Raw genomic sequence first — 20,699 nt, forward strand, 5'->3', positions numbered from 1 at the left:
GCGGATGGATGCGTTTCTCGGCATCATCCTGCGCCGGCTGGCGGCGCTGATCCCGCTGATGCTCGGCATCATCCTGTTCATCTTCCTGGTCATGGCGCTCTCGCCGAACGACGCCGCGCTCTCCGTGCTCGGTGACCAGGCCACCGCCGAGCAGATCGCCGCGTTCAACCACGCCAACGGCCTGGACCAGCCGCTGCTGGTGCGCTACCTGGACTACCTGTGGGCGCTGGTGCACGGCGACCTGGGGCAGACCTACTCGCTGAACGCGCCGATCAGCGGCGTGATCACCGGCGCCCTGCCGGTGACGCTGCAGCTCACCGCGCTGGGCATCACCCTGGCCGTGCTGCTGGCGCTGCTCCTGGGCGTCACCGGCGCGCTCTACCGCGACCGGTGGCCCGATCAGCTGACCCGGCTGCTGTCCATGGCCGGCATCTCCATCCCGTCGTTCTGGCTGGCCATCCTGCTGATCCAGCAGCTGTCCACGATCGGCGGCGGGTCCCTGCCCAGCGGCCACTACGTCGCCCCGGCCGAGTCGTTCGGCGGCTGGTTGCAGCACCTGATCCTGCCGGCCATCGCCCTGGCCGTGCCGACCGGCTGCGCCCTGGCCCGGGTGGTGCGCACCTCGATGGTCGAGGAGCTGGACCGGGACTACGTGCGTACCGCGATCGGCGCCGGCCTGCCGCCGATCGTGGTGGTCGGGCGCAACGTGCTGCGCAACGCCCTGCTCACCCCGCTGACCGTGCTCGGCCTGCAGGTCGGCTACCTGATCGGCGGCGCCGTCATCATCGAGGCGATCTTCACCCTGCCCGGCATGGGCACCCAGATCATGAGCGCGGTCCAGCAGAACGACATCGGCCTGGCCCGCGGCCTGGTGATCACGATCGCGCTCGGGTTCATCGTGGTCAACCTCGTCGTCGACCTGCTCTACCTGGCGGCCAATCCCCGGATGCGAGGAGCGCACTGATGATCGCCGCAATCCGGCGCCTGCCCCCGGCGGCCAAGGTCTGCCTCGGCTTCCTCGTCCTGGTCATCGCGATCGGCGTCGCCGCGCCCTGGCTCCTCCGGCACGACCCCACCCAGGTGGCCCTGGCGCCGCCGTCGACCGGCCCGAACGGGGACCTCTGGTTCGGCGCCGACCGGCTCGGCCGTGACCTGTTCTCCCGCCTGGTCGCCGGCACCCGGCGCTCGCTGATCGTCGGGTTCGGCTCGGCCGGGCTGGCCCTGCTGCTCGGCGCGCTGATCGGGGCGATCGCCGCGACCAGCCGCCGCGCCGCCGACGAGACGATCATGCGGCTGCTGGACGTGATCATGGCGTTCCCGACCATCGTGCTGGCCGCGATCCTGGTCGTCGCGTACGGCCACGACAGCGTGCCGGTCCTGGTCGGCGCGATCGGGTTCGTGCTGATCCCGCAGTTCGCCCGGCTGGTCCGCGCCAACGTGGCGGCCCAGTACCAGGAGGACTACGTCGCCGCGGAACGGGTCATCGGGGCCGGCCGGGCGCACATCCTGATCCGGCACGTGGCCCGCAACTGCGCCGCCCCGATCCTGGTCTACGCCACGGTCATGGTGGCCAACGCGATCGTCTTCGAGGCGTCGCTGTCGTTCATCGGCGGCGGCCTGCAACCCGAGGCCGGCCCGTCGTCCTGGGGCAGCGTCATCGCGTACGGTCAGCAGCTGCTCGCCAGTCACGGCTGGTGGGCGACGTTCTTCCCCGGCCTGCTCATCCTGCTCACCGTGCTGTGCCTGAACATCCTGGCCGAGGGCCTCTCGGACGCCTGGGCGGCACCCGCCGCCCGGCGGCGGACCGGCGCCGGACCGGCCGCGTTCGAGCCGGTTGGCGACGACGCCGAACCGGTCGTCGCCCTGCCGGGCCTGGCCGAGGCCGCCGCCCGGCTGGCCGCCACCGCCCGCCCGCCGGTCACCGGCCCGCCGATCCTGTCGGTCCGCGACCTGCGGATCGGGTTCGCCGCCAGCCACCGCGGGGTGGACATCGTGGACGGCGTCAGCTTCGACGTGCGGCCCGGCGAGGTGCTCGGCCTGATCGGCGAGTCCGGGTGCGGCAAGTCGCTGACCGCGCTGACCCTGATGGGCCTGCAGCCGCGCGGCGCCCGGGTCGGCGGGACCGTCGACTTCGCCGGCACCGACCTGCTCACCCTGCGCGGCGCCGACCGCCGGGCGGTGCTGGGCCGCCGGATCGCGATGATCTACCAGGACGCGCTGTCCGCGCTGAACCCGTCGATGACCGTCCGGGCGCAGCTCAAGCAGGTCATCCGGCGGGGCGGCACGCGCACCGCCGAGCAGCTGATGACCCTGGTCGGGCTCGACCCGGGGCGCACGCTGACGTCGTACCCGCATGAACTGTCCGGCGGGCAGCGCCAGCGCGTGGTGATCGCCCTGGCCCTGGCCCGCGACCCGCAGCTGGTGATCGCGGACGAGCCGACCACCGCCCTGGACGTGACCGTGCAGGCCCAGGTGATCCAGCTGCTGCTGCGCCTGCGGGCCGAGCTGGGCTTCGCGCTGATCCTGGTCTCGCACGACCTGGCCCTGGTCAGCGACGTCTGCGACCGGATCGCGGTGATGTACGGCGGCCAGATCGTCGAGGAAGGCCGGACCACCGGCGTGCTCGCCGCGCCGCTGCACCACTACACCCGCGGCCTGCTCGGGTCGGTGCTGTCGCTGGAGTCGCAGGCGCCCCGGCTGATCCAGATCCGCGGCACCGTGCCGTCCCCGGCGGACTTCCCGGCCGGTTGCCGGTTCGCCGGCCGCTGCCCCCGCGCGACCCGGGTCTGCGCCGACGAACGCCCGTCCCTGGACGACGTCAACGGCCACCCGGCGGCCTGCCACCACCCCGCCCTGACGCTGGAAGGAAAGCCCTCATGACCGAGCCACCGCTGGCCGAGCTGCGCGACGTCAGCGTGCGGTTCCGCGCGCCGGGCAGTTCCGTCCTCAACCGCGACCGGGTGCACGCGCTCACCTCGGCCGACCTGAGCGTCGCCGCCGGCGAGACGCTCGGCGTGGTCGGCGAGTCCGGCTGCGGCAAGTCCACCCTGGTCAAGGTCCTGGTCGGGCTGCAACGCCCGACCGGCGGGACGGTCCACGTCGACGGCCGGGACCTCTGGGCGGGCAGCGCCGCCCAGCGCCGGCGGCACGTCGGCCGGCGGGTCGGGATGGTCTTCCAGGACCCGGCCACCTCGCTGAACCGCCGGCTCACCGTGCGGCGGATCATCGCCGATCCGCTCGACGTGCACCGCTGGCGCGGCCCCGCCGACCGGGCGGCCCGGGTCGCCGAGCTGATGGACCTGGTCGGGCTGCCGTCCTCGGCCCGCGACGCGCTGCCCGGCCAGATGTCCGGCGGTCAGCGGCAGCGGGTCGCCATCGCCCGGGCCCTGGCCCTGGAACCGGCGCTGCTGGTCGCCGACGAACCCACCTCGGCGCTGGACGTGTCGGTCCGCGCGCAGATCCTCAACCTGCTGATGGACCTGCGCGCCCGGCTCGGCCTGGCGATGGTCTTCGTCTCGCACGACCTGCAGACCGTGCGGCGGGTCTCCGACCGGATCGTCACCATGTACCTCGGCCGGATCGTCGAGGAACTGCCCGCCGACCGGATCCACCAGGGCCGGCACCCGTACACCCGGGCGCTGTTCTCGGCCGCGCCCGGCCTGCTGCACCCGATGCGGCCGATCCCGCTGACCGGCCCGGTCCCGTCGGCCGTGCACCCGCCGTCCGGCTGCCCGTTCCGGACCCGCTGCTGGCGGGCCGCCGACGAGTGCGCGGTGGCGATGCCGCCGTACGCCGCCGACGGCCGGTACCGCTGTTACCACCCCGTCACCGATCCCGCCGATCTGCCCCTCCAGGAGCTCGCATGACCACCGCCATCGCCACCGTGTCCAAGCTCGCCGGCGTGGTCCCCCCGGTGTGCACCCCGCTCACCCCCGATCACCAGGTCGACGTCGCCTCGCTGCTGCGGCTGGTCGACTTCCAGCTCGCCGGCGGCGTGGACGGGCTGTTCATCCTCGGCTCGTCCAGCGAGGTCGCGTTCCTGCCCGACGCGCACCGGGCGGTCGTGATCGACACCGTGCTCCAGCACGTCGCCGGGCAGGTCCCGGTCCTGATCGGGGTGATCGACATGACCACCCTGCGGGTCCTCGACCAGGCGAGGCGCGCGGTCCGGGCCGGCTGCGCCGGCATCGTGGCCACCGCGCCGTTCTACACCCGCACCCACCCGGCCGAGATCGAGCTGCACCTGCGCCAGATCCAGGAACAGACCCAGGTTCCGCTGTACGCCTACGACCTGCCCGTCTCGGTGCACAGCCACCTGGATCACGACATGCTGCTGCGCCTGGCCGCGGACGGCGTGCTGGCCGGGCTGAAGGACTCCAGCGGCGACGACGCCGGGCTGCGCGACCTGATCGTGGCCCGCAACGACGCCGGCCTGACCGGCTTCAGCGTGCTGACCGGCTCCGAGCTGACCGTCGACAACGCGCTGCGGATGGGCGCCGACGGCGTGGTCCCCGGCCTCGGCAACGTCGACCCGCACGGGTACGCCACTCTTTACGCCCACGCCCGGGCCGGCGACTGGGACCGGGCCGCCCGGGAACAGGAGCGGCTGCTGCGCCTGATGCGGATCGTCCGGGCCGCCCCGGCCGGGCGGATGGGGCGCGGCTCGTCGGCGCTCGGCGCCTTCAAGACCGCGCTCAAGCTGCGCGGCGTCATCGAGCACGCGGTGACCGCGCCGCCGCAGATCCCGCTCGACGACGCCGAGACCGAGTACGTCCGGGGCATCCTGGCCACCGCCGGGCTGCTGTGAGCACGGACGTCGTCGCGGCCGTCGACATCGGCGGCACCAAGATCGCCGCCGGGCTGGTCGACGACACCGGCCGCGTCCGGCACCAGATCCAGGTCGCCACGCCGGCCGGGCCGGCCGCCATCGTCGAGGTCGTCGCCGAGCTGGTCACCGGGCTGCGCTCGCGGGCCGTCGTGCGGGCCGTCGGGGTCGGCGCGCCGGGCGTGATCGACCCGGCCGCCGGGGTGGTCCGGTCGGCCACCGACATCCTGCCCGGCTGGGCCGGCACTCCGATCCGGGAGCTGCTCGCGGCCCGGCTCGGGCTGCCGGTCGCGGTGATCAACGACGTCGGGGCCGCCGCGGTCGGCGCCGCCCGCGGTCCCGAACTGCGCGGCTACCCGGAGATCCTGCACGTCTCGGTCGGCACCGGGATCGGGGGAGCGCTGATCCGGAACGGACAGTTGGTCTCCGGTCCGCACGCGGTTGCCGGCGCGGTCGCGCACCTGCTGGTGCCGGTAGCCGGGGTGATCCCGTGCGGCTGCGGGCGCTTCGACCACCTGGAGGCGGTGGCCGCCGGACCGGCGATCGCCGCCGCCATCGCCAAGGAGACCGGTAGCGCCCCGCTGCCGTTGACCGGGGCGATCCGGGTTCCCGGGGCCGAGGCGGTGATCGCCGCGGCGGCGCGCCTGCTCGGTCGTACCCTCGCGGGTCTGGTCTGCGCTGTTGACGTTGACGCGGTCGCCCTGGGCGGTGGCGTCGTGCACGGCGTCCCCGGATTCGCCGGCCTCGTCCGGGACGCCTTGCATGCCGAGGCGCTCGCTCCGCTGCGCACCCTGCCGGTGCTGGTGCCCGGCGCCGGGGCGGACGCGCCGCTGCTGGGCGCCGCCCACCTCGCCCGACAGACCGTCGCCGGGGCGGACGCGCGCCACCTCGCCCGACAGACCGGAGTGCACCCGTGACCGTCCTCGGCAAGCTGATCGTTTCCTGCCAGGCCGGGCCGGGCCATCCGCTGCGCGACACCCCGACCATCGTCCGGATGGCCCAGGCGGCCGTCCTCGGCGGGGCCCGCGCGATCCGGTGCGGGGGAGCGGGCGGGCTCGACGACGTGCGGGCGGTCGCCGCCGCCGTCGACGTCCCGGTCATCGGGCTCACCAAGCGGGGGCGCGAGGGGGTCTTCATCACCCCGACCGTCGCGGACGCCCTCGCCGTGCTCCGGGCCGGCGCCACGATCGTCGCCGCCGACGGCACGACCCGTCCCCGGCCGGACGGGGCGCTCTTCGTCCGTACCGTCGAAGCAGTGCACGCCGAAGGCGGTCTGGTGATGGCCGATGTCTCCACCGAGGCCGAAGGCCTCGCCGCGGCCGAGGCCGGCGCCGATCTGATCGCGACGACGCTCTCCGGCTACACCCCGGCGAGCCCGGTCCGGTCCGGGCCGGACCTGGATCTGGTCGCGGCGCTCGCCCGGGCGCTGCCGTCGGCGGTGGTCGTCGCGGAGGGCCGCTACCACCAGCCGGCGCAGGTCCGCGCCGCGCTCGCCGCCGGCGCGTCCTCGGTGGTGGTCGGCACCGCCATCACCGATCCGGCCTGGATCACCGGGCGGTTCGCCGCCGGCCTGGAAGTACCATCGGCGTGACCGATCGACGGAGGTGATCGCGGTGCGCACCTGCTTATGACGGCCCCGGCCCGGGGCGTCACGGAGCCGAAAGGTGCCCGGATGAGCAGGACCGACAAGACCCGCCCCTGGTGGGTCCAGATGGCCGACGCGCCGATGGTGGCGGGCCGGCCGGTGCACGACCACCGGCGCGGGGAGTGCACGCTGCCGGAGCGGATCACCGCGGAGAGCGCCCGGCCGGGGGAGGGCTGCTTCTGGGGCCTGACGCGGTCGTACTGGTTCCGCCGCGTCGAGAGCCACGGCTACCGGGAGTGGAGTCTCCAGCGCCGCGCGGACCGCCGCCGCAGCCGGCATGAGGCCCGCCGAGCGGTCCGGCATCAGGCCCGCCGAGCGGTAGGAGGCGGGCCCGGCGCCGGGCCCGCCGGGCGGTAAGAGGTCGGTAAGAAAACGGATTTAGTACGCCGTATCCCGCATCCTCCCGGGAATACTCGGCCAGGTCATCGGCGCGAGTCAGAGCCCCTGCCGCGCCCACGATCGTGCCAATCCGGCGATCCCCCGTCCCGCGCCTTGATCATCGAACGGCGCTGGACGGCGGAGCGCGCCGCGAACCGGGAGGCCTTGCCCTGATGCAGTCCAAAGTGATGTCCGGCGTCCTGGTGGTGACCCTGCTCGCCGCCGGTGGCTGCGGCAGCGACGACACCACCGACTCGGCCGCGCCCGGCGCGAGCAGCGCCGCGCAGGGCCGCGGCCCGGGCGGTCCCGGCGGTGGTGGCATGGGGAACATGCAGACGTTCACCGCGGTGAACCTGAACACCGACGGCGACAGCCCGGGCGGCGCGAACACCGCCGAGGTGGTCACCGCGGCGAAGGCGTTCCTGGCCACGCTGGACGCGACCACCCTGGACAAGGTCAGCTTCGACTTCACCGACAACCAGTCGCGCCAGACCTGGTCGAACTATCCGGCCACCACGGTGGCCCGCAAGGGCGTCGCGCTCAAGGATCTGACCGAGGCGCAGCGGACCGCGGCCCTCGCGATGCTCAAGGTGGCGCTCAGCGACGACGGCTACCAGCAGGTGCTGAACATCCAGAAGTCCGACGACTACCTGAACAGCCTCGGCGGGCAGGGCGCGGACGGCTTCGGCAGCCTGGTCGACTACTTCGTGGCGGTCTACGGCACCCCGTCGGCCACCGACCCGTTCATGATCCAGTTCGGTGGGCACCACCTGGCCCGCAACCTCACCTACAACGGGACGAAGGTCAGCCAGACGCCGCAGTTCGTCGGCTCCGAGCCGACCTCGTTCCAGGTCGACGGCAAGACCGTGGCGCCGGTCGAGCCGGAGTCCGACTCGATGTTCGCGATGGTCGCGGCGCTCAGCGCCGACCAGAAGACCGCCGCCAAGCTCACCTCGGGCACCTACGACGACCTGCTGATGGGCCCGACCCACGACGACGGCACGTTCCCGGCGTCCGAGGGGCTGGCCGTCTCCGGGCTCAGCGCCGCGCAGAAGAAGCTGGTCACGGCGGCGATGACGGCCTACGTCGCGGACCTGCCGGCCGACGCGGCGGCCAAGTCGCTGGCCAAGTACCAGTCCGAACTGGACTCCACCAAGATCGCCTGGGCGAACAACACCGGGCCCAGCGACGAGAGCAGCTACATCCGGATCGACGGGCCCAGCGTCTGGATCGAGTTCATCAACACCCGCAGCATGAGCACGCCGAACATCCACTACCACTCGGTCTACCGGGACAAGACCAACGACTACGGCAGCACGAAACCGTCATGAGGTTCGGCCGGTTGATCGCGTGCGTCGTGCTGGCGTACGCGATCGTCGCGGCGGTCGCCCCCGACGGCGCCGCCGCGCATCCGCTCAGCACCACGGCGGTGCTGCTGAAACCCGGGACGCACGCGGTGACCGGAACGGTTCAGCTGCCGATCGACCGGCTGGAGGTCGCGCTGGACGAGCCGCTCAGCGCGGCGACGGTGACCCAACCGGACAAACTTCAGGAGCTCACGACGTACGTCGAAAGCCATGTCACCGCCGCGGGAAACGCCGGAGCCTGGACCGTCGCCCTGGCCGGAGGCCGGGTGGAGAACGTCGACGCGGTCGACCACCTGGTCCTCGACCTGACCCTGACCCCGCCGGACGGCGTGGTCGGCGACTTCCGGTTGAGCTACGACGCGATCCTCCACAGGATCGTCAGTCATCAGGTCTTCGTCGCGGTCGAACAGCCCGGCGCGGACAGCTACACCAGCCTCGGCGTGCTCGACTGGCGCCGGCACGTGATCACCGTGCCGGTCGCCGGCGCGACCCGGCAGGACGGGTTCCTGGCGTCGGTGCGGCTCGGCGTCCGGCACATCGGCGAGGGCGCCGACCACCTGCTCTTCCTGATCATGCTGCTGCTCCCGGCGCCGTTGCTGGCCCGCCGCGGCCGCTGGGTGCGCGGCGGCGACCTGCGCCGCAACGGCGTACGGGTGGTGCACGTGGTCACCGCGTTCGCGATCGGTCACTCGATCACCCTGGCGCTCGGGGCGCTCGGCTACGTGGCGGTGCCGACCCGGGTGGTGGAGAGCCTGATCGCGCTCTCGATCCTGGTCTCCGGCGTGCACGCGATCCGGCCGCTGGTCCCGGGCGGGGAGGCGTGGATCGCGGCCGGCTTCGGGCTGATGCACGGGCTGGCGTTCGCCGCGCTGATCGGCGACCTCGGACTGGGCCGGGGATCGCTGGTGGCCGACCTGCTCGGCTTCAACCTGGGCATCGAGCTCACCCAGCTGATCGTGGTGGCGCTGCTGATGCCGTCGCTGCTGGTGCTCAGCCGGACCCGGTTCTACCCGGTGGTCCGTACCGCGCTGGCCGGCGCGGGGATCGTGCTGGCCGCGGCCTGGCTGGCCGAGCGCACCACGCTGATCGCCGCGAACCCGATCGACCCGGTGACCGACGCGCTCGTGGCCCACCCGTTCGCGGTCGCGGTGGCCCTGGCCGCGCTGGCCGCGGCCGGCTGGACGGCGTCCGGGGCGGAGTTCAGATCCGGAAGCCGCCGATCACCTGTTGCAGCTCGGCGCTGATCCCGGCCAGTTCCTGCACCGTGGTGGTGGCCTCGGCCAGCGACTCCGTCGTGGTCTGCGCCGCGCTGGCCACCCCGGTGATCGTCCCGGCGATCTCGCTGCTGCCCTGCGCCGCGTCGCCGACGCTGCGGCTCATCTCGCCGGTGGTCGCGGTCTGCTCCTCGACCGCCGAGGCGATGGTCAGCTGGTAGTCGTTGATCCGGGCGATGATCTGGGAGATCTCGCCGATCGCGGCGACCGCGTTGGTGGTGTCGGTCTGGATCGCCTCGACCCGCTTGGAGATGTCGTCGGTGGCCCGGGCGGTCTCCTGGGCGAGGTCCTTGACCTCGCTGGCGACCACGGCGAACCCCTTGCCCATCTCGCCGGCCCGGGCCGCCTCGATGGTGGCGTTCAGCGCGAGCAGGTTCGTCTGCTCGGCGATCGCGGTGATCGTCTTCACCACGTTGCCGATCTCGGTGCTGGACGCGCCCAGCTTCGACACGGTCGCGTTGGTGGTCTCCGCGACGGTCACCGCCTCGGCGGCGACCCGGGCGGCCTCGTTCGCGCTCTCGGCGATCTCCCGGATCGAGACGCCCATCTCCTCGCTGCCGGCGGCGACCGTCTGCACGTTGATCGACACCGTGCCGGCCGCGGCGGCGACCGTGTCGGCCTGGGCCGCGGCGTCCCGCGCCGACGAGCCGATCCGCTCGGTCGCGCCGGTCAGCCGCTGGGTGCTCTGCCCGAGCACCCGGGTGCTGGTGGTGAGCCGGCCGACCATCTCGCGCAGGCTGTCCCGGGCGGTGTTGACCGCGACCGCCATCGCGCCCAGCTCGTCGCGGACCTGCACCTCGGCCGGGACGGTGAGGTCGCCGCGGGCGACCGCGCCCAGCGAGGTGGAGACGCTGCCGAGCTGGCGCACGATCACCCGGCAGACGAACGCGCCGAGACCGACCGCCAGCACCAGGGCGATCGCCATGTAGATCAGCATCTGGTCGCGGGCGCTGCCGGCCGAGTTCTCCGCGTCGGTCGCCATCGCGGCGGCCTCGGCGTCCTCGGTCTGCTGCAGCTGCGCGATCGCGTCCTTGAGCTTGGTCTGCGTATTGGTCCAGGCGGTCGTGATCTGATCGGCGGCCGGCACCTCGAAGCCGGACGCCGGCGCCTCCCGGAACAGCACCACGTTCCGCAGGTTCTGGAAGTACGTGGCGGCCTCGTCGACCTGCTGCGCGGCCGCGGTCCGGTCGGCGGAGCCGCGAGCCAGCTGCTGGTAGGCGGCGAGCGCCGTGGTGAACGCCTCGTCGGCGTCCGCGACCAGGGTCCGGGAGGCGGCCTTCTGCGCTGCCGGGACGGCCAGCCAGCCGAACGTGTTCTGCCAGCCGTCGCCGGTCGCGCCACGCAGCTTGCTCAACTGCACCAGCGCGTCGACGTGCGTGGACTTCATCTCCTTGATGTCGTCGCGCATCCCGTTGACCCGGACGATGCCCAGGATCCCGATCGCGAGCGCGGCGGCCGCGACGGTCAGCACCGACACGAAGATCTTGGTGCCGACCCGGTAGTCGGAGAGCCGGCCGGCGATCGCGTTCCGCGGCACGGTGATCTGCGCCCTGGCCGGCCGGACACCAGTGCTCATCGCCAGACCCCCATCGTGACGGCGTACTCCTACGCCTTGATGATCTGCCGCCGCGGCGGCATTGTCAGAGCTTTGCCCGGAACCCGGTCAGCCGCCGCGGGCAGGTTCCCCGCCGCCCGATTCGGGTAGAACGTCTGGAGTGACCTCAGACCAGCACGACCGGCGTGACACGGCCGAAACGATGCACGACACCGCGGACGAGCTGGAACGCAGCGAAACGATGCTGCACGAGGCCGCCGAGCGGTCCCCGGACGCCGCCACCACGGCCCGGCTGCACCGCCTGGGCGACGAGGTGACCCGCCGGGCCAAGGAGATCGACCGCCGCGCCGCCACCCTCGAAGCCGCCGCCGAGACGCCGACCGCCATCGGTTGAACACCGTGCTGGCCGGCGACCCGGCTCAGTCCCCGGCAAAACACCGCGTGGACCGAGGCGCCCGCACCGACCGCGGTCGCCACCCGGGCACCACGGTCTCCGTCATCGAGAAGGCGGCCCGCCGGACCACCGGCTGACGCTCACTCAGCGAGCCAGAACGGACCCGGCGCGGGCACCTCGGTGACGGCGGCTTCCCGGACCTGCCACATCGAGGCGCCCGCGCCCTCCTCGGCGGTGACCACGAACAGGCCGCGGGGCCAGTCGTCGTCCTCGTCGACCGGCGTCATCCTGGCCAGCTGCTCGACCTGCTCACGAAGCCACGGGACCTCGCCCTGCCGGATGTCGCCGCCGTAGAACAGATACAGCGACCAGTTGAACGGCCTGACCGGAAAGGCCCACCCGCCGGAGTAGAGCTCATGCCGGTGCCGCTCGATGATCCCCTCAGCGGCTTCCCGCTGCGCGAAGTCGATCTCGAGCCACCCGCGAATGGACGCGTACATCCCCACGCCCGGCATGGTAGTTCGGCCAAGCCGCGGCACCCGCCGGCCGCTGCGGCTTCTGTCGCCTGTCGGCAGTGCCGGCGCCGCGGCCGTGGACCGCTTCTACGCTGGCGTTTCACCGAGAAACGCCGAAGAGGTGTCGAGGATGGACGAGGCGACCCGGGTGACGATCGTCGTCGGTGACGACGGCGCCGACGAACAGCGGCTCGACGAGGCGACCCGGCTGCCGCGGCGGGAACCGGTCGCCGTCCCGGACGCCATGGAGACGTTCTTCGACGACGGCGACAACAGCTTCCCCGCCGTGTTCCTGCTCGCCGCGTGGACCTTCCTGACCGTGATGGCGGCCGTCGTCACGGTCGTGCGCCGCCGGGCCCGGCCGTTCTCGCCGGCGCCCGCCCTGGGCGCCCTGTCGACCGCCGTCACCCTGGCGGCACCCGGCTGGATCCTGGTCCAGGGCCCGACCGACGCCCAGCGGGTCGCCCACGCCACGATGCTGGTCGTCGCCGTCCTGATCGTCCTGCTGCTCGACGACGACCGTCCGGTGCCGGTGGCCGCGGCCCGGCTGTCGCTGCTCGCCATGCTGCTGTTGCAGGTCCCGGCCGACCCGGCGGTCAGCCGTACCGTGTCGGCCTGGCCCTTCGTGCTGGCGACGATCGCCGCCGTCCTCGCGGCCGGCGCGCTCTACGCCGGCCGTAAGGAAGTCGTCACCCCTTGACCGCGCCGGTGAGGCCGCCGACGATGCGGCGTTCGAAGAGGCTGAAGAAGACCAGGGCCGGGATCATCGACAGCGACGTGAACGCGAGGACCTTGGCGGTGTCCACCGAGTACACCGACGCGAACGCCTGCACACCCAGCGGCAGCGTGAACGTGTCCGGGTCGTTGAGGATGAACAGCGGCAGCAGGTAGCTGTTCCAGCTGGCGATGAACGCCAGGATCCCGGTGGTGATCAGGCCGGGCACCGACAGCGGCAGCACGATCCGCCAGAAGAAGCCGAGCCGGCTGCACCGGTCGATGGCCGCGGCCTCCTCCAGCTCCTTGGGGATCGCCCGCAGGAACGGCACCAGGATGATGATCGTGGTCGGCAGTCCGAAGGCGATCTGCGGCAGGATCACCCCGGGCAGCGTGTTCACGATCCCCAGGTTCTTCACCAGCAGGTACAGCGGGGTGATGGCCACCGACGCCGGGAACATCAGGCCGGCGGCGAACAGCGCGTACATCGCGCCGCGGCCCCGGAACCGGTAGCGGGCCAGGACGTAGCTGGCCATCACCCCGAGCGCCACGACGCCGATGGTCGTGGCGCCGGCCACCACCGTCGAGTTGCCGACCTGGCGCCAGAACGAGCTGCTGGTGAGCACGTCGGTGTAGTTGCCGATCACCCACGGATGGGGCAGGCCGGCCGGGTCGACGGTGATCTGCGAGTTGGTCCGGAACCCGCCGACGATGATGTAGACGACCGGCCCGAGCATGATGCCGACCAGCAGCAACGCGGCGAGGTAGACGATCGGGTTGCCCCACGTGTGGTCCGACCGGGATCGGGGTCTGGGGCGGGGCGAAGCGATGCTGACCATGTCTAGCGGCCTCCGGTGAGTGCGCCCTCGGTGTCCCGGCGCAGAACGAAGCGCTGGTACAGCAGCGCTATGACCATGGAGACGATGAACAGGACGACGGCGACCGCGTTGCCGTAGCCGTAGTTGCCCGCGTTGCGTCCCTCGTTGACCAGGTACGTGACCATCGTCGAGGTGCCGGCGGTGGACGCCACGTACTGGCCCCAGATGATGTACACCAGGTCGAACAGCTGCAGGGCGCCGATGATCGACAGGAACGCCCAGATCCGGATGGTCGGCCCGAGCAGCGGCAGCACGATCCGCCGCTGGGTCTGCCAGTAGGTCGCGCCGTCCACCGCGGCGGCCTCGGACAGCTCCTCCGGGATGTTCTGCATGCCGGCCAGGAACAGGATCACCGCGAAGCCGACGTACTTCCAGGTCAGGATCAACATCAGGGTCCAGATGGCGAGTTTCGGATTCGCCAGCCAGTCCTGGGTCAAACCCGCAAGACCAAGCGATTTCAGTACGCCGTTGACCGCCCCGTTCGTCTGCAGCAGCAGCGCCCACGCCGTCCCGACGATCACCTCGGCGATCACGTACGGCACGAAGATCAGCACCCGGATCACCGACCGCCCCCGGATCCGCTGGTTGAGCAGCAGAGCCAGGACGATCGCGATCGGCCCTTGAAGGACCAGCGAGAGCACCAGGATCAGGGCGTTGTGCCAGAGCGCCTCGCGGAACGCCTGGTCCTGCAGGATCGTGACGTAGTTGTCCAGCCCGACGAAGTTGGTCGGTGGCCCGAACCCCTTCCACCGGTAGAAGCCGTAGTAGGCGGCCATCAGTACCGGGACGATCACGAAGCCGACGAACATCAGGATCGCCGGCCCGGTGAGCAGCGCGATCTCGCCGCGCTGGGCCCAGCCGAGGCCGCGCCGGCGGGGCCGCAACGGCGGCGGCGTCTGCACGCCACCGCCGTCGCGTACCTGGTCGGCGACCATGGAGGCCACGCTCAGCCCTTCTTGGCCGCGTCGTTCACGGCCTTGATGATCCCGGCGACGTCGCCCTTGCCGGCCAGCAGGTTGACCACGCCGACGTTCAGCGCGTTCCCGACGTTCTGCCCGTACACGGTGTCCAGCCACTGCGACACGTACGGGGCCTTGTTGTAGGCGTCCAGAACCGCCTTGAGGTAGTCCTCGGTGATGGTGCCCTGGGCCGCCTTGTTCACCGGCAGCGAGTTGAAGGCCTTGTAGTACGCCTCCTGCACGTCCTTGGTGACGATGTAGTTGAGGAAGTCCACGCACTCCTTCGGCGCCTTGGCCGAGCACGAGTAGCCGTCCGCGCCGCCCATCACCGCGGCCGGGTCACCCTGCCCGCCGGGCACCGAGGGGAACGGGAAGAAGCCCAGGTCGGGCAGGGGCTTGGTGTCCTTGGTCAGCGATGCGATCACGCCCGGGTCCCAGGCGCCCATCAGTTCCATGCTCGCCTTGTGGTTGGCGACCAGGCCGGCCGAGCTGCCCGCGCCCTGCTGCGCCGAGGTGGTCAGGAAGCCGTCGTTGAACGGCTTGGTGTCGACGAACGCCTTGAGGTCCTCGCCGGCCTTGGTCCAGCACGGGTCGTCGAAGGTCTTGCTCTTGGCGGTCGCGTCGAGCGTGGCCTGGCTGCAGGCGCGCAGCGCGAAGAAGTAGTACCAGTGCGCGGCCGGCCAGGCGTCCTTGCCGCCGAGCGCGATCGGGGTGCCGCCGGCCTTGAGCTTGGTCACCGCGGCGTTGAGCTCGTCCAGGGTGGCCGGGGGAGTGGTCACGCCGGCCTTCTGGAACAGGTCTTTGCTGTACCAGAGACCGCCGGGCAGGATCGAGACCGGGATCGCGTACGCCTTGCCGTCGATCTGCGCGGTCTTGAGCGCGGCCTCGCTCACGGCCTGCTTGGTGTCCGCGTTGATCCCGTCGGTGATGTCCTTGAGCTGGCCGGCCTCGACCATCGCGGCCATCTTGCCGCCGCCGCGCTGCAGGAAGATGTCCGGCGCGGAGCCGGAGTTCAGCGCGGTCTGCAGCTTGCCGTCCAGGTCCTCGTTCTGGATCGACTGCACCTTGATCGTCACGTTCGGGTGAGCGGTGTGGAAGTCGGCCGCGGTCTTGTCCCAGAACGCCTTGCCCGGCCCGGTCGTGGAGTTCTGCCACAGCTGCATCGTGACGTCGCCACCCGCGGTGGTGCCGCCGTCGTCATCGCCGCCGCAGGCGGTCATGCCGAGCGCGCTCAGCGCCAGCACGGCCGCCACGGCCAGGGTCTTTTTCGGTGTCATGAAAGTCCACCTCGAGGTAGCGAAAGTTTCGGAATGTTTCCGGAAGATGGCGCTCAAACTATGAACCAGCTCATAGGGATGTCAAGCTATTGCTCTGACAGAAATGCATTGCTGCACGTAGCGACAGGGATGCATGGAGTCAGCGGCATGGCGCGGCGAGCCCTTGTCCAGTAGGAAGATCACTCAAGGGCTGCGTGAGGCTCGTCTCGGGCTCCGCCGGCGATGCCGTCCGTGCCCCGCTTGGAACTTACGAAATTTTCGCCGAAATTATCGGGGGTCATCACGTGACAGCAGCCCACCTCGGCCATCGTTCGGGCGAAGTGCTGGTCACCGTGCTCGACGGGGACGGGCGCCCGCTGAGTCACCGCGAGGTCGTCGTCGAGCAGCGCTCGCACGCCTTCGCGTTCGGGAACATCGGCTTCGACCTGATCGCGCTGGCCAACGCCGAGACCGATCCGTTGCCCAGCGCGTTCGGCAGCGCCGCCCCGGAACGGGCGGTGCGGCTGGCCGGCCAGTGGCTGGAGGTCTTCAACACCGCGACGCTGCCGTTCTACTGGAGCGGCTTCGAGCCGGAGCCCGGCCGGCCGGACACCGCGCGCCTGCACCGGGCCGCGACCTGGTTCGCCGAGCGGGGCTGCCGGGTCAAGGGGCACCCGCTGCTCTGGCACACGCTGGCCCCCGACTGGCTGCGCGACGCGCCGCTCGACGAGATCGAGGCGACCGTCCGGGCCCGGATCCGGCGCGAGGTCACCGACTTCGCCGGTGTCGTCGGCACCTGGGACGCGATCAACGAGGCGGTGATCATGCCGGTGTTCCGCAACGAGCCGCGCCCCAACGCGATCACCCGGCTGGCCGCGGACCGGGGGCGGGTGGCGACCGTGCGACTGGCGTTCGAGGCGGCCCGCGCGGCCGATCCGACCGTGACGCTGCTGATCAACGACTTCGACCTGTCCACGGCGTACGAAAATCTGATTGAGAATGTTCTTGATGCCGGCATCGTGATCGACGCCATCGGGCTGCAGAGCCACATGCATCAGGGGTATTGGGGCGAGGAGCGGACGCGCGAGGTCCTCGACCGGTTCGCCCGGTTCGGGCTGCCGCTGCACATGACCGAGACGACGCTGCTCTCCGGCGAGCTGATGCCGCCGGAGATCGAGGACCTCAACGACTTCCAGGTCCCGTCCTGGCCGTCCACGCCGGAGGGCGAGCAGCGGCAGGCCGACGAGATCGTCCGGCACTACCGGACGCTGCTCGCGCACCCGGCGGTGCAGGCGGTCACCTACTGGGGGCTGACCGACGAGGGCGCGTGGCTCGGCGCCCCGTGCGGTCTGGTCCGGGCCGACGGCACCCCGAAACCGGCCTACGACGCGCTGCAGCGCCTGATCAAACAGGAGTGGTGGGGTGATCCGGCGACCCTGCGCACCGATCACGCCGGGCAGGTCGAGGTCCGCGGCTTCCTCGGCGACTACCAGCTCTACTGCGCCGGCGCGACGGTCGCCCTGGCGATCACCGCACCCGGCCGGGCACTGACCACGCTCCACCTGAAAGGCACCCGATGACCGTCGAAGCCGTGATCAACGTGGACCTCGACGGTCCCCGGATCAACCGCCACGTCTACGGGCACTTCGCCGAGCATCTGGGCCGCTGCGTCTACGGCGGCCTCTTCGTCGGCGCGGACTCGGACATCCCGAACGTGGGCGGCATCCGGCTCGACGTCGTCGAGGCCCTGCGCGCCCTGAGCATCCCGAACCTGCGCTGGCCGGGCGGGTGCTTCGCCGACGAGTACCACTGGCGCGACGGCGTCGGCCCGAAGGACGAGCGACCGGTCATGGTCAACACGCACTGGGGCGGCGTCGAGGAGAACAATCATTTCGGTACGCACGAATTCATGGCCCTGTGCGAGCTGCTCGGGGCCGAGCCGTACATCAGCGGCAACGTCGGCTCCGGCACGGTGCGCGAGATGAGCGAGTGGGTCGAGTACCTGACCCGGGCCGGCGACTCGCCGATGGCCCGGCTGCGGCAGGCCAACGGCCGCGACCAGCCGTGGCCGGTCCGGTTCTGGGGGCTCGGCAACGAGGCCTGGGGCTGCGGCGGCAACATGACCGCCGAGCACTACGCGCAGGAGGCCCGCCGGTTCGGCACGTACTGCCGCGACTACGGCGACAACCGGCTCTACAAGATCGCGGCCGGGGCCAACGGCGCGGACTACGCCTGGACCGAGACGCTGATGAAGCAGCTCGGGCACCTGGGCTGTCAGCACGTCCGCAGCACCGGCTACCACGCGCTGTCCGTGCACTACTACACGATCACCGGCCCCACCTGGGAGGAGAAGGGCTCGGCCACGGTCTTCGACACCGGCGAGTACTACACCACGATGGTGGCCGCGGCCCGGGTCGAGGAGATCCTCGCCGGGCACGCCGCGGTGATGGACTGCTACGACCCGAACAAGAGCGTCGGCCTGGTCCTCGACGAGTGGGGCACCTGGTTCGACGTGGCCCGCGGCACCAACCCCGGCTTCCTGTACCAGCAGAACACGCTGCGCGACGCCCTGGCCGCGAGCGTGCACTTCGACGCGTTCCACCGGCACGCCGACCGGCTGGTGATGGCCAACATCGCGCAGACCGTGAACGTGCTGCAGGCGATGATCCTCACCGACCCGGACACCAGGGCGATGGTCCGCACGCCGACCTACTACGTCTTCGCGATGAACCGCGACCACCAGGACGCCACCTCGCTGCGGGTCGACCTGCGCACCCCGCTGCCGTCCCGCCCGGTCGGCGACGCGACGCTGACCACCATCTCGATGTCGGCCAGCCGTAAGGACGGCCGCCTGCTCGTGTCGCTGTCGAACCTGGACGCGGCGGACGACGCCGAGGTGGAGATCGACCTGCGCGGCGGCACCGTCGAGTCGGTGGCCGCGCTGATCCTGACGGCCGGCGCGCTGCAGGACCACAACACGCCGCAGGCGCCGTCAGCGGTGGTGCCGCGCGCCTACGACGACGTGTCGGTGACCGGCAACCGGCTGTGGGTGCGCCTGCCGGCTCACTCGTTCGTCACGCTCAGCGGCACGGTGTCGTAACCGGCCCGGTCGAAGTCGGCGTAGCCGCCCTCGGCGCCCAGGTCCTGCACCCACAGCCCGACGAACGCCCCGGTGAAGCCCCACGCCTCGGGCTCACCGGGGACGATCGTCGCGGCGTACTCGTCGGACAGGGTGGTGGCGTCGAAGGTCCGGCCCAGCTCGTGCCACCCGGCGTCGCCGTCCGGGTCGGTGGTGTACGCGAAGGTCAGCGCCGCGTCGTCGAGCCGCACGCGCAGGCCCACCCGGCGCACGTCGCCGAGCGGGACCCGCAGGCCCGGGGCCAGCGTGACCCGCCCGCTGTCGCAGCACAGCACGTCGAGCACCGCCGCGCCGTCGTCGTCGGCGGTCACGTGCAGGTAATACCAGTTGCGGGTGTTGTAGTACGCGGTGACGCCGGCCAGGTCGCGGTAGCTGCGCGGCTCGAACTCGCAGGTCGCCTCGAAGACGCAGTGCCGGGCGGTCACCCGGCGGGCGACCAGGCTCGGGCGGTGCCGGGCCATCGGCGACTGGCCGCCGTGGATCCGCAGGTGCGAGGGGCGGCTGGTCAGGTCGATCCAGTCCGGGCCGGCCGGGCGGCGCAGGGTCGACCAGTCCGGGCCGAGCACCGGGGCGTCGAAATGATCGTCCCCGCCGTCCCCGGCGGCGAACGCCTGGGCCGCGGCCGGGGCGGGGACCCGCTCGGCCGGGATGCCGTCGCGGATGCGGGGCCACTCGCCGGCCGGCCACTCCACCTTCTGCAGGGCGGTCTCGCGGCCGAGCACGCACCGGCCGCTCGGCGCGTACGGCCGGGCCACCAGGTGGGCCAGGTACCAGTCGCCGTCCGGGGTCCGCACCAGACTGCCGTGCCCGGCCTTCTGCAGGGCCAGGTCGGGCCGCCCGGCCGAGGTGAGCAGCGGACCGGCCGGATCCGCCTGGTAGTCGCCGAGCAGGTGCCGGGAGCGGGCCACCGTGACCTGGTGGGTCAGGGTCGTCCCGCCCTCGGCGGTGACCAGGTAGTACCAGCCGTCCCGGCGGTAGATGTTGGGCGCCTCGGTGAGGCCGGCGTCGGTACCCTCGAAAATGATCTTCTCGGGTCCGGTCAGGCGGCGTTCGTGCCGGTCGTAGCGCTGGATCGAGATGCCGGCGAAGCGGTCCCGGCCGGGTCGCCAGTCGGCGCGCATGGACAGCATCCAGGTCGAGCCGTCGTCGTCGTGGAACAGCGAGGCGTCGAAGCCGCGGCCGTGCAGCACCACCGGGTCCGACCACGGGCCGTCGACGGCCGGCGCGGTGATCAGATAGTTCTGCGGGTCCCAGTAGCCGCCGGCGAACGTCGCCACGTCCGAGTAGAGCAGGTGGAACAGCCCGTCGGCGTAGGTGAGGTTCGGCGCCCACACGCCGCACGAGTCGGCGGTCCCGGTCAGGTCGAGCAGCCGCCGCTCGGTCAGCGCGCCGCCGAGCGGCCGCCAGGTGACCAGGTCGGTCGAGTGGTGCAGGCGCACGCCCGGGTACCACTCGAACGTCGAGGTCGCGATGTAGTAGTCGGCGCCGACCCGCAGGATCGACGGATCCGGGTGGAAGCCGGGCAGCACCGGGTTCCGGATCGTGGGGTGGTCGCTCGTGCCGTCGTGGGCGACGGGGGCCGGGGCCTTGGCGATCGTCACGAAGTTCCTCCCGCTGATGGTGACCCTTCGGCCGAGCCCATCCAGGTCCGTCATTGCGCGATCGTGGCCTGTCGGCGTTCCGCCTGTCAACAATTATCGGAAACAGAACGGAAATACCGACCTCGGCCGACGATCCGGATGGCGGACATAATCGCAGTTGGAAGCGGTTCGTGGGGGTGGGAGTGGCGCCGCGATGTCG

At 71.8% G+C, this 20,699-nt stretch carries 19 protein-coding genes; 13 read left to right on the forward strand and 6 right to left on the reverse strand.

The genetic code is table 11. The features are described from left to right. Window positions 1-4 precede the first annotated feature (4 nt). The 9 genes from L3i22_RS24520 to L3i22_RS24560 all read left to right on the forward strand — a co-directional run bounded on the left by L3i22_RS24520 (window position 5) and on the right by L3i22_RS24560 (window position 9,459). Entirely contained in the window at window positions 5-964 is a 960-nt protein-coding gene (locus tag L3i22_RS24520) for an ABC transporter permease (RefSeq protein WP_221329288.1), read from the forward strand. Next, a complete protein-coding gene (locus L3i22_RS24525) occupies window positions 964-2,880 on the forward strand; it encodes a dipeptide/oligopeptide/nickel ABC transporter permease/ATP-binding protein (RefSeq protein WP_221329289.1) in 1,917 nt (638 codons plus the stop codon). Before L3i22_RS24520 ends, L3i22_RS24525 begins: the two co-directional genes overlap by 1 nt. Continuing rightward, window positions 2,877-3,866, forward strand: coding sequence for an ABC transporter ATP-binding protein (locus tag L3i22_RS24530; RefSeq protein WP_221329290.1), 990 nt, complete (start codon window positions 2,877-2,879; stop codon window positions 3,864-3,866). Before L3i22_RS24525 ends, L3i22_RS24530 begins: the two co-directional genes overlap by 4 nt. After that, complete coding sequence (locus L3i22_RS24535; protein ID WP_221329291.1) at window positions 3,863-4,807, forward strand: dihydrodipicolinate synthase family protein; 945 nt, start codon at window positions 3,863-3,865, stop codon at window positions 4,805-4,807. Before L3i22_RS24530 ends, L3i22_RS24535 begins: the two co-directional genes overlap by 4 nt. Beyond that, on the forward strand, window positions 4,804-5,742 hold the full coding sequence (locus tag L3i22_RS24540; protein WP_221329292.1) for an ROK family protein: 939 nt from the start codon (window positions 4,804-4,806) through the stop codon (window positions 5,740-5,742). Before L3i22_RS24535 ends, L3i22_RS24540 begins: the two co-directional genes overlap by 4 nt. Continuing rightward, complete coding sequence (locus tag L3i22_RS24545; protein WP_221329293.1) at window positions 5,739-6,416, forward strand: N-acetylmannosamine-6-phosphate 2-epimerase; 678 nt, start codon at window positions 5,739-5,741, stop codon at window positions 6,414-6,416. Before L3i22_RS24540 ends, L3i22_RS24545 begins: the two co-directional genes overlap by 4 nt. Window positions 6,417-6,497: 81 nt before the next feature. After that, a complete protein-coding gene (locus L3i22_RS24550) occupies window positions 6,498-6,827 on the forward strand; it encodes a hypothetical protein (protein WP_221329294.1) in 330 nt (109 codons plus the stop codon). 194 nt (window positions 6,828-7,021) lie between these two features. Then, window positions 7,022-8,179: a DUF3500 domain-containing protein gene (locus tag L3i22_RS24555; protein ID WP_221329295.1), complete on the forward strand. Its 1,158-nt coding sequence runs from the start codon at window positions 7,022-7,024 to the stop codon at window positions 8,177-8,179. Continuing rightward, window positions 8,176-9,459 (forward strand): HupE/UreJ family protein, encoded by a 1,284-nt coding sequence (locus L3i22_RS24560; protein WP_221329296.1) that lies wholly within the window; start codon window positions 8,176-8,178, stop codon window positions 9,457-9,459. Before L3i22_RS24555 ends, L3i22_RS24560 begins: the two co-directional genes overlap by 4 nt. Here the strand turns inward: L3i22_RS24560 and L3i22_RS24565 are convergent. After that, window positions 9,416-11,065, reverse strand: coding sequence for a methyl-accepting chemotaxis protein (locus L3i22_RS24565; protein ID WP_221329297.1), 1,650 nt, complete (start codon window positions 11,063-11,065; stop codon window positions 9,416-9,418). The two genes, L3i22_RS24560 and L3i22_RS24565, sit on opposite strands and share 44 nt — an antisense overlap. 139 nt (window positions 11,066-11,204) lie before the next feature. On the opposite strand from L3i22_RS24565, the gene L3i22_RS24570 reads away from it, so the two are divergent. Then, window positions 11,205-11,438 carry a hypothetical protein gene (locus tag L3i22_RS24570; protein WP_221329298.1) on the forward strand — a complete coding sequence of 78 codons (234 nt, stop codon included), beginning with the start codon at window positions 11,205-11,207 and terminating at the stop codon, window positions 11,436-11,438. Between the two features lie 140 nt (window positions 11,439-11,578). Here the strand turns inward: L3i22_RS24570 and L3i22_RS24575 are convergent, their stop codons facing one another. Next, complete coding sequence (locus tag L3i22_RS24575; RefSeq protein ID WP_221329299.1) at window positions 11,579-11,944, reverse strand: hypothetical protein; 366 nt, start codon at window positions 11,942-11,944, stop codon at window positions 11,579-11,581. Window positions 11,945-12,083: 139 nt separating this feature from the next. On the opposite strand from L3i22_RS24575, the gene L3i22_RS24580 reads away from it, so the two are divergent. After that, window positions 12,084-12,653 (forward strand): hypothetical protein, encoded by a 570-nt coding sequence (locus tag L3i22_RS24580; RefSeq protein ID WP_221329300.1) that lies wholly within the window; start codon window positions 12,084-12,086, stop codon window positions 12,651-12,653. On the opposite strand, the gene L3i22_RS24585 is transcribed toward L3i22_RS24580, so the two are convergent. The 3 genes from L3i22_RS24585 to L3i22_RS24595 are packed head-to-tail and all read right to left on the reverse strand — an operon-like array spanning window position 12,643 to window position 15,781. Beyond that, on the reverse strand, window positions 12,643-13,506 hold the full coding sequence (locus L3i22_RS24585) for a carbohydrate ABC transporter permease (protein ID WP_221329301.1): 864 nt from the start codon (window positions 13,504-13,506) through the stop codon (window positions 12,643-12,645). The genes L3i22_RS24580 and L3i22_RS24585 overlap by 11 nt on opposite strands. A 2-nt stretch (window positions 13,507-13,508) precedes the next feature. Further along, window positions 13,509-14,480, reverse strand: a complete 972-nt coding sequence (locus L3i22_RS24590; protein WP_221330133.1) for a carbohydrate ABC transporter permease — start codon at window positions 14,478-14,480, stop codon at window positions 13,509-13,511. Window positions 14,481-14,491: 11 nt separating this feature from the next. Continuing rightward, the gene (locus tag L3i22_RS24595) at window positions 14,492-15,781 is read right to left on the reverse strand and encodes an ABC transporter substrate-binding protein (protein WP_221329302.1); all 1,290 of its coding nucleotides are present in this window, start codon (window positions 15,779-15,781) and stop codon (window positions 14,492-14,494) included. A 284-nt stretch (window positions 15,782-16,065) separates the two neighbouring features. Here L3i22_RS24595 and L3i22_RS24600 point away from each other — a divergent pair, with 284 nt between their 5' ends. Both L3i22_RS24600 and L3i22_RS24605 read left to right on the forward strand, forming a co-directional pair. Next, entirely contained in the window at window positions 16,066-17,340 is a 1,275-nt protein-coding gene (locus L3i22_RS24600) for an endo-1,4-beta-xylanase (RefSeq protein WP_221329303.1), read from the forward strand. Then, window positions 17,337-18,860, forward strand: coding sequence for an alpha-N-arabinofuranosidase (locus tag L3i22_RS24605; protein WP_221329304.1), 1,524 nt, complete (start codon window positions 17,337-17,339; stop codon window positions 18,858-18,860). Before L3i22_RS24600 ends, L3i22_RS24605 begins: the two co-directional genes overlap by 4 nt. On the opposite strand, the gene L3i22_RS24610 is transcribed toward L3i22_RS24605, so the two are convergent. Continuing rightward, a complete protein-coding gene (locus L3i22_RS24610) occupies window positions 18,824-20,554 on the reverse strand; it encodes a glycoside hydrolase family 43 protein (protein ID WP_221329305.1) in 1,731 nt (576 codons plus the stop codon). The genes L3i22_RS24605 and L3i22_RS24610 overlap by 37 nt on opposite strands. Between the last annotated feature and the right edge of the window lie 145 nt (window positions 20,555-20,699).

This window comes from Actinoplanes sp. L3-i22, from assembly GCF_019704555.1.
Classification (GTDB): domain Bacteria; phylum Actinomycetota; class Actinomycetes; order Mycobacteriales; family Micromonosporaceae; genus Actinoplanes.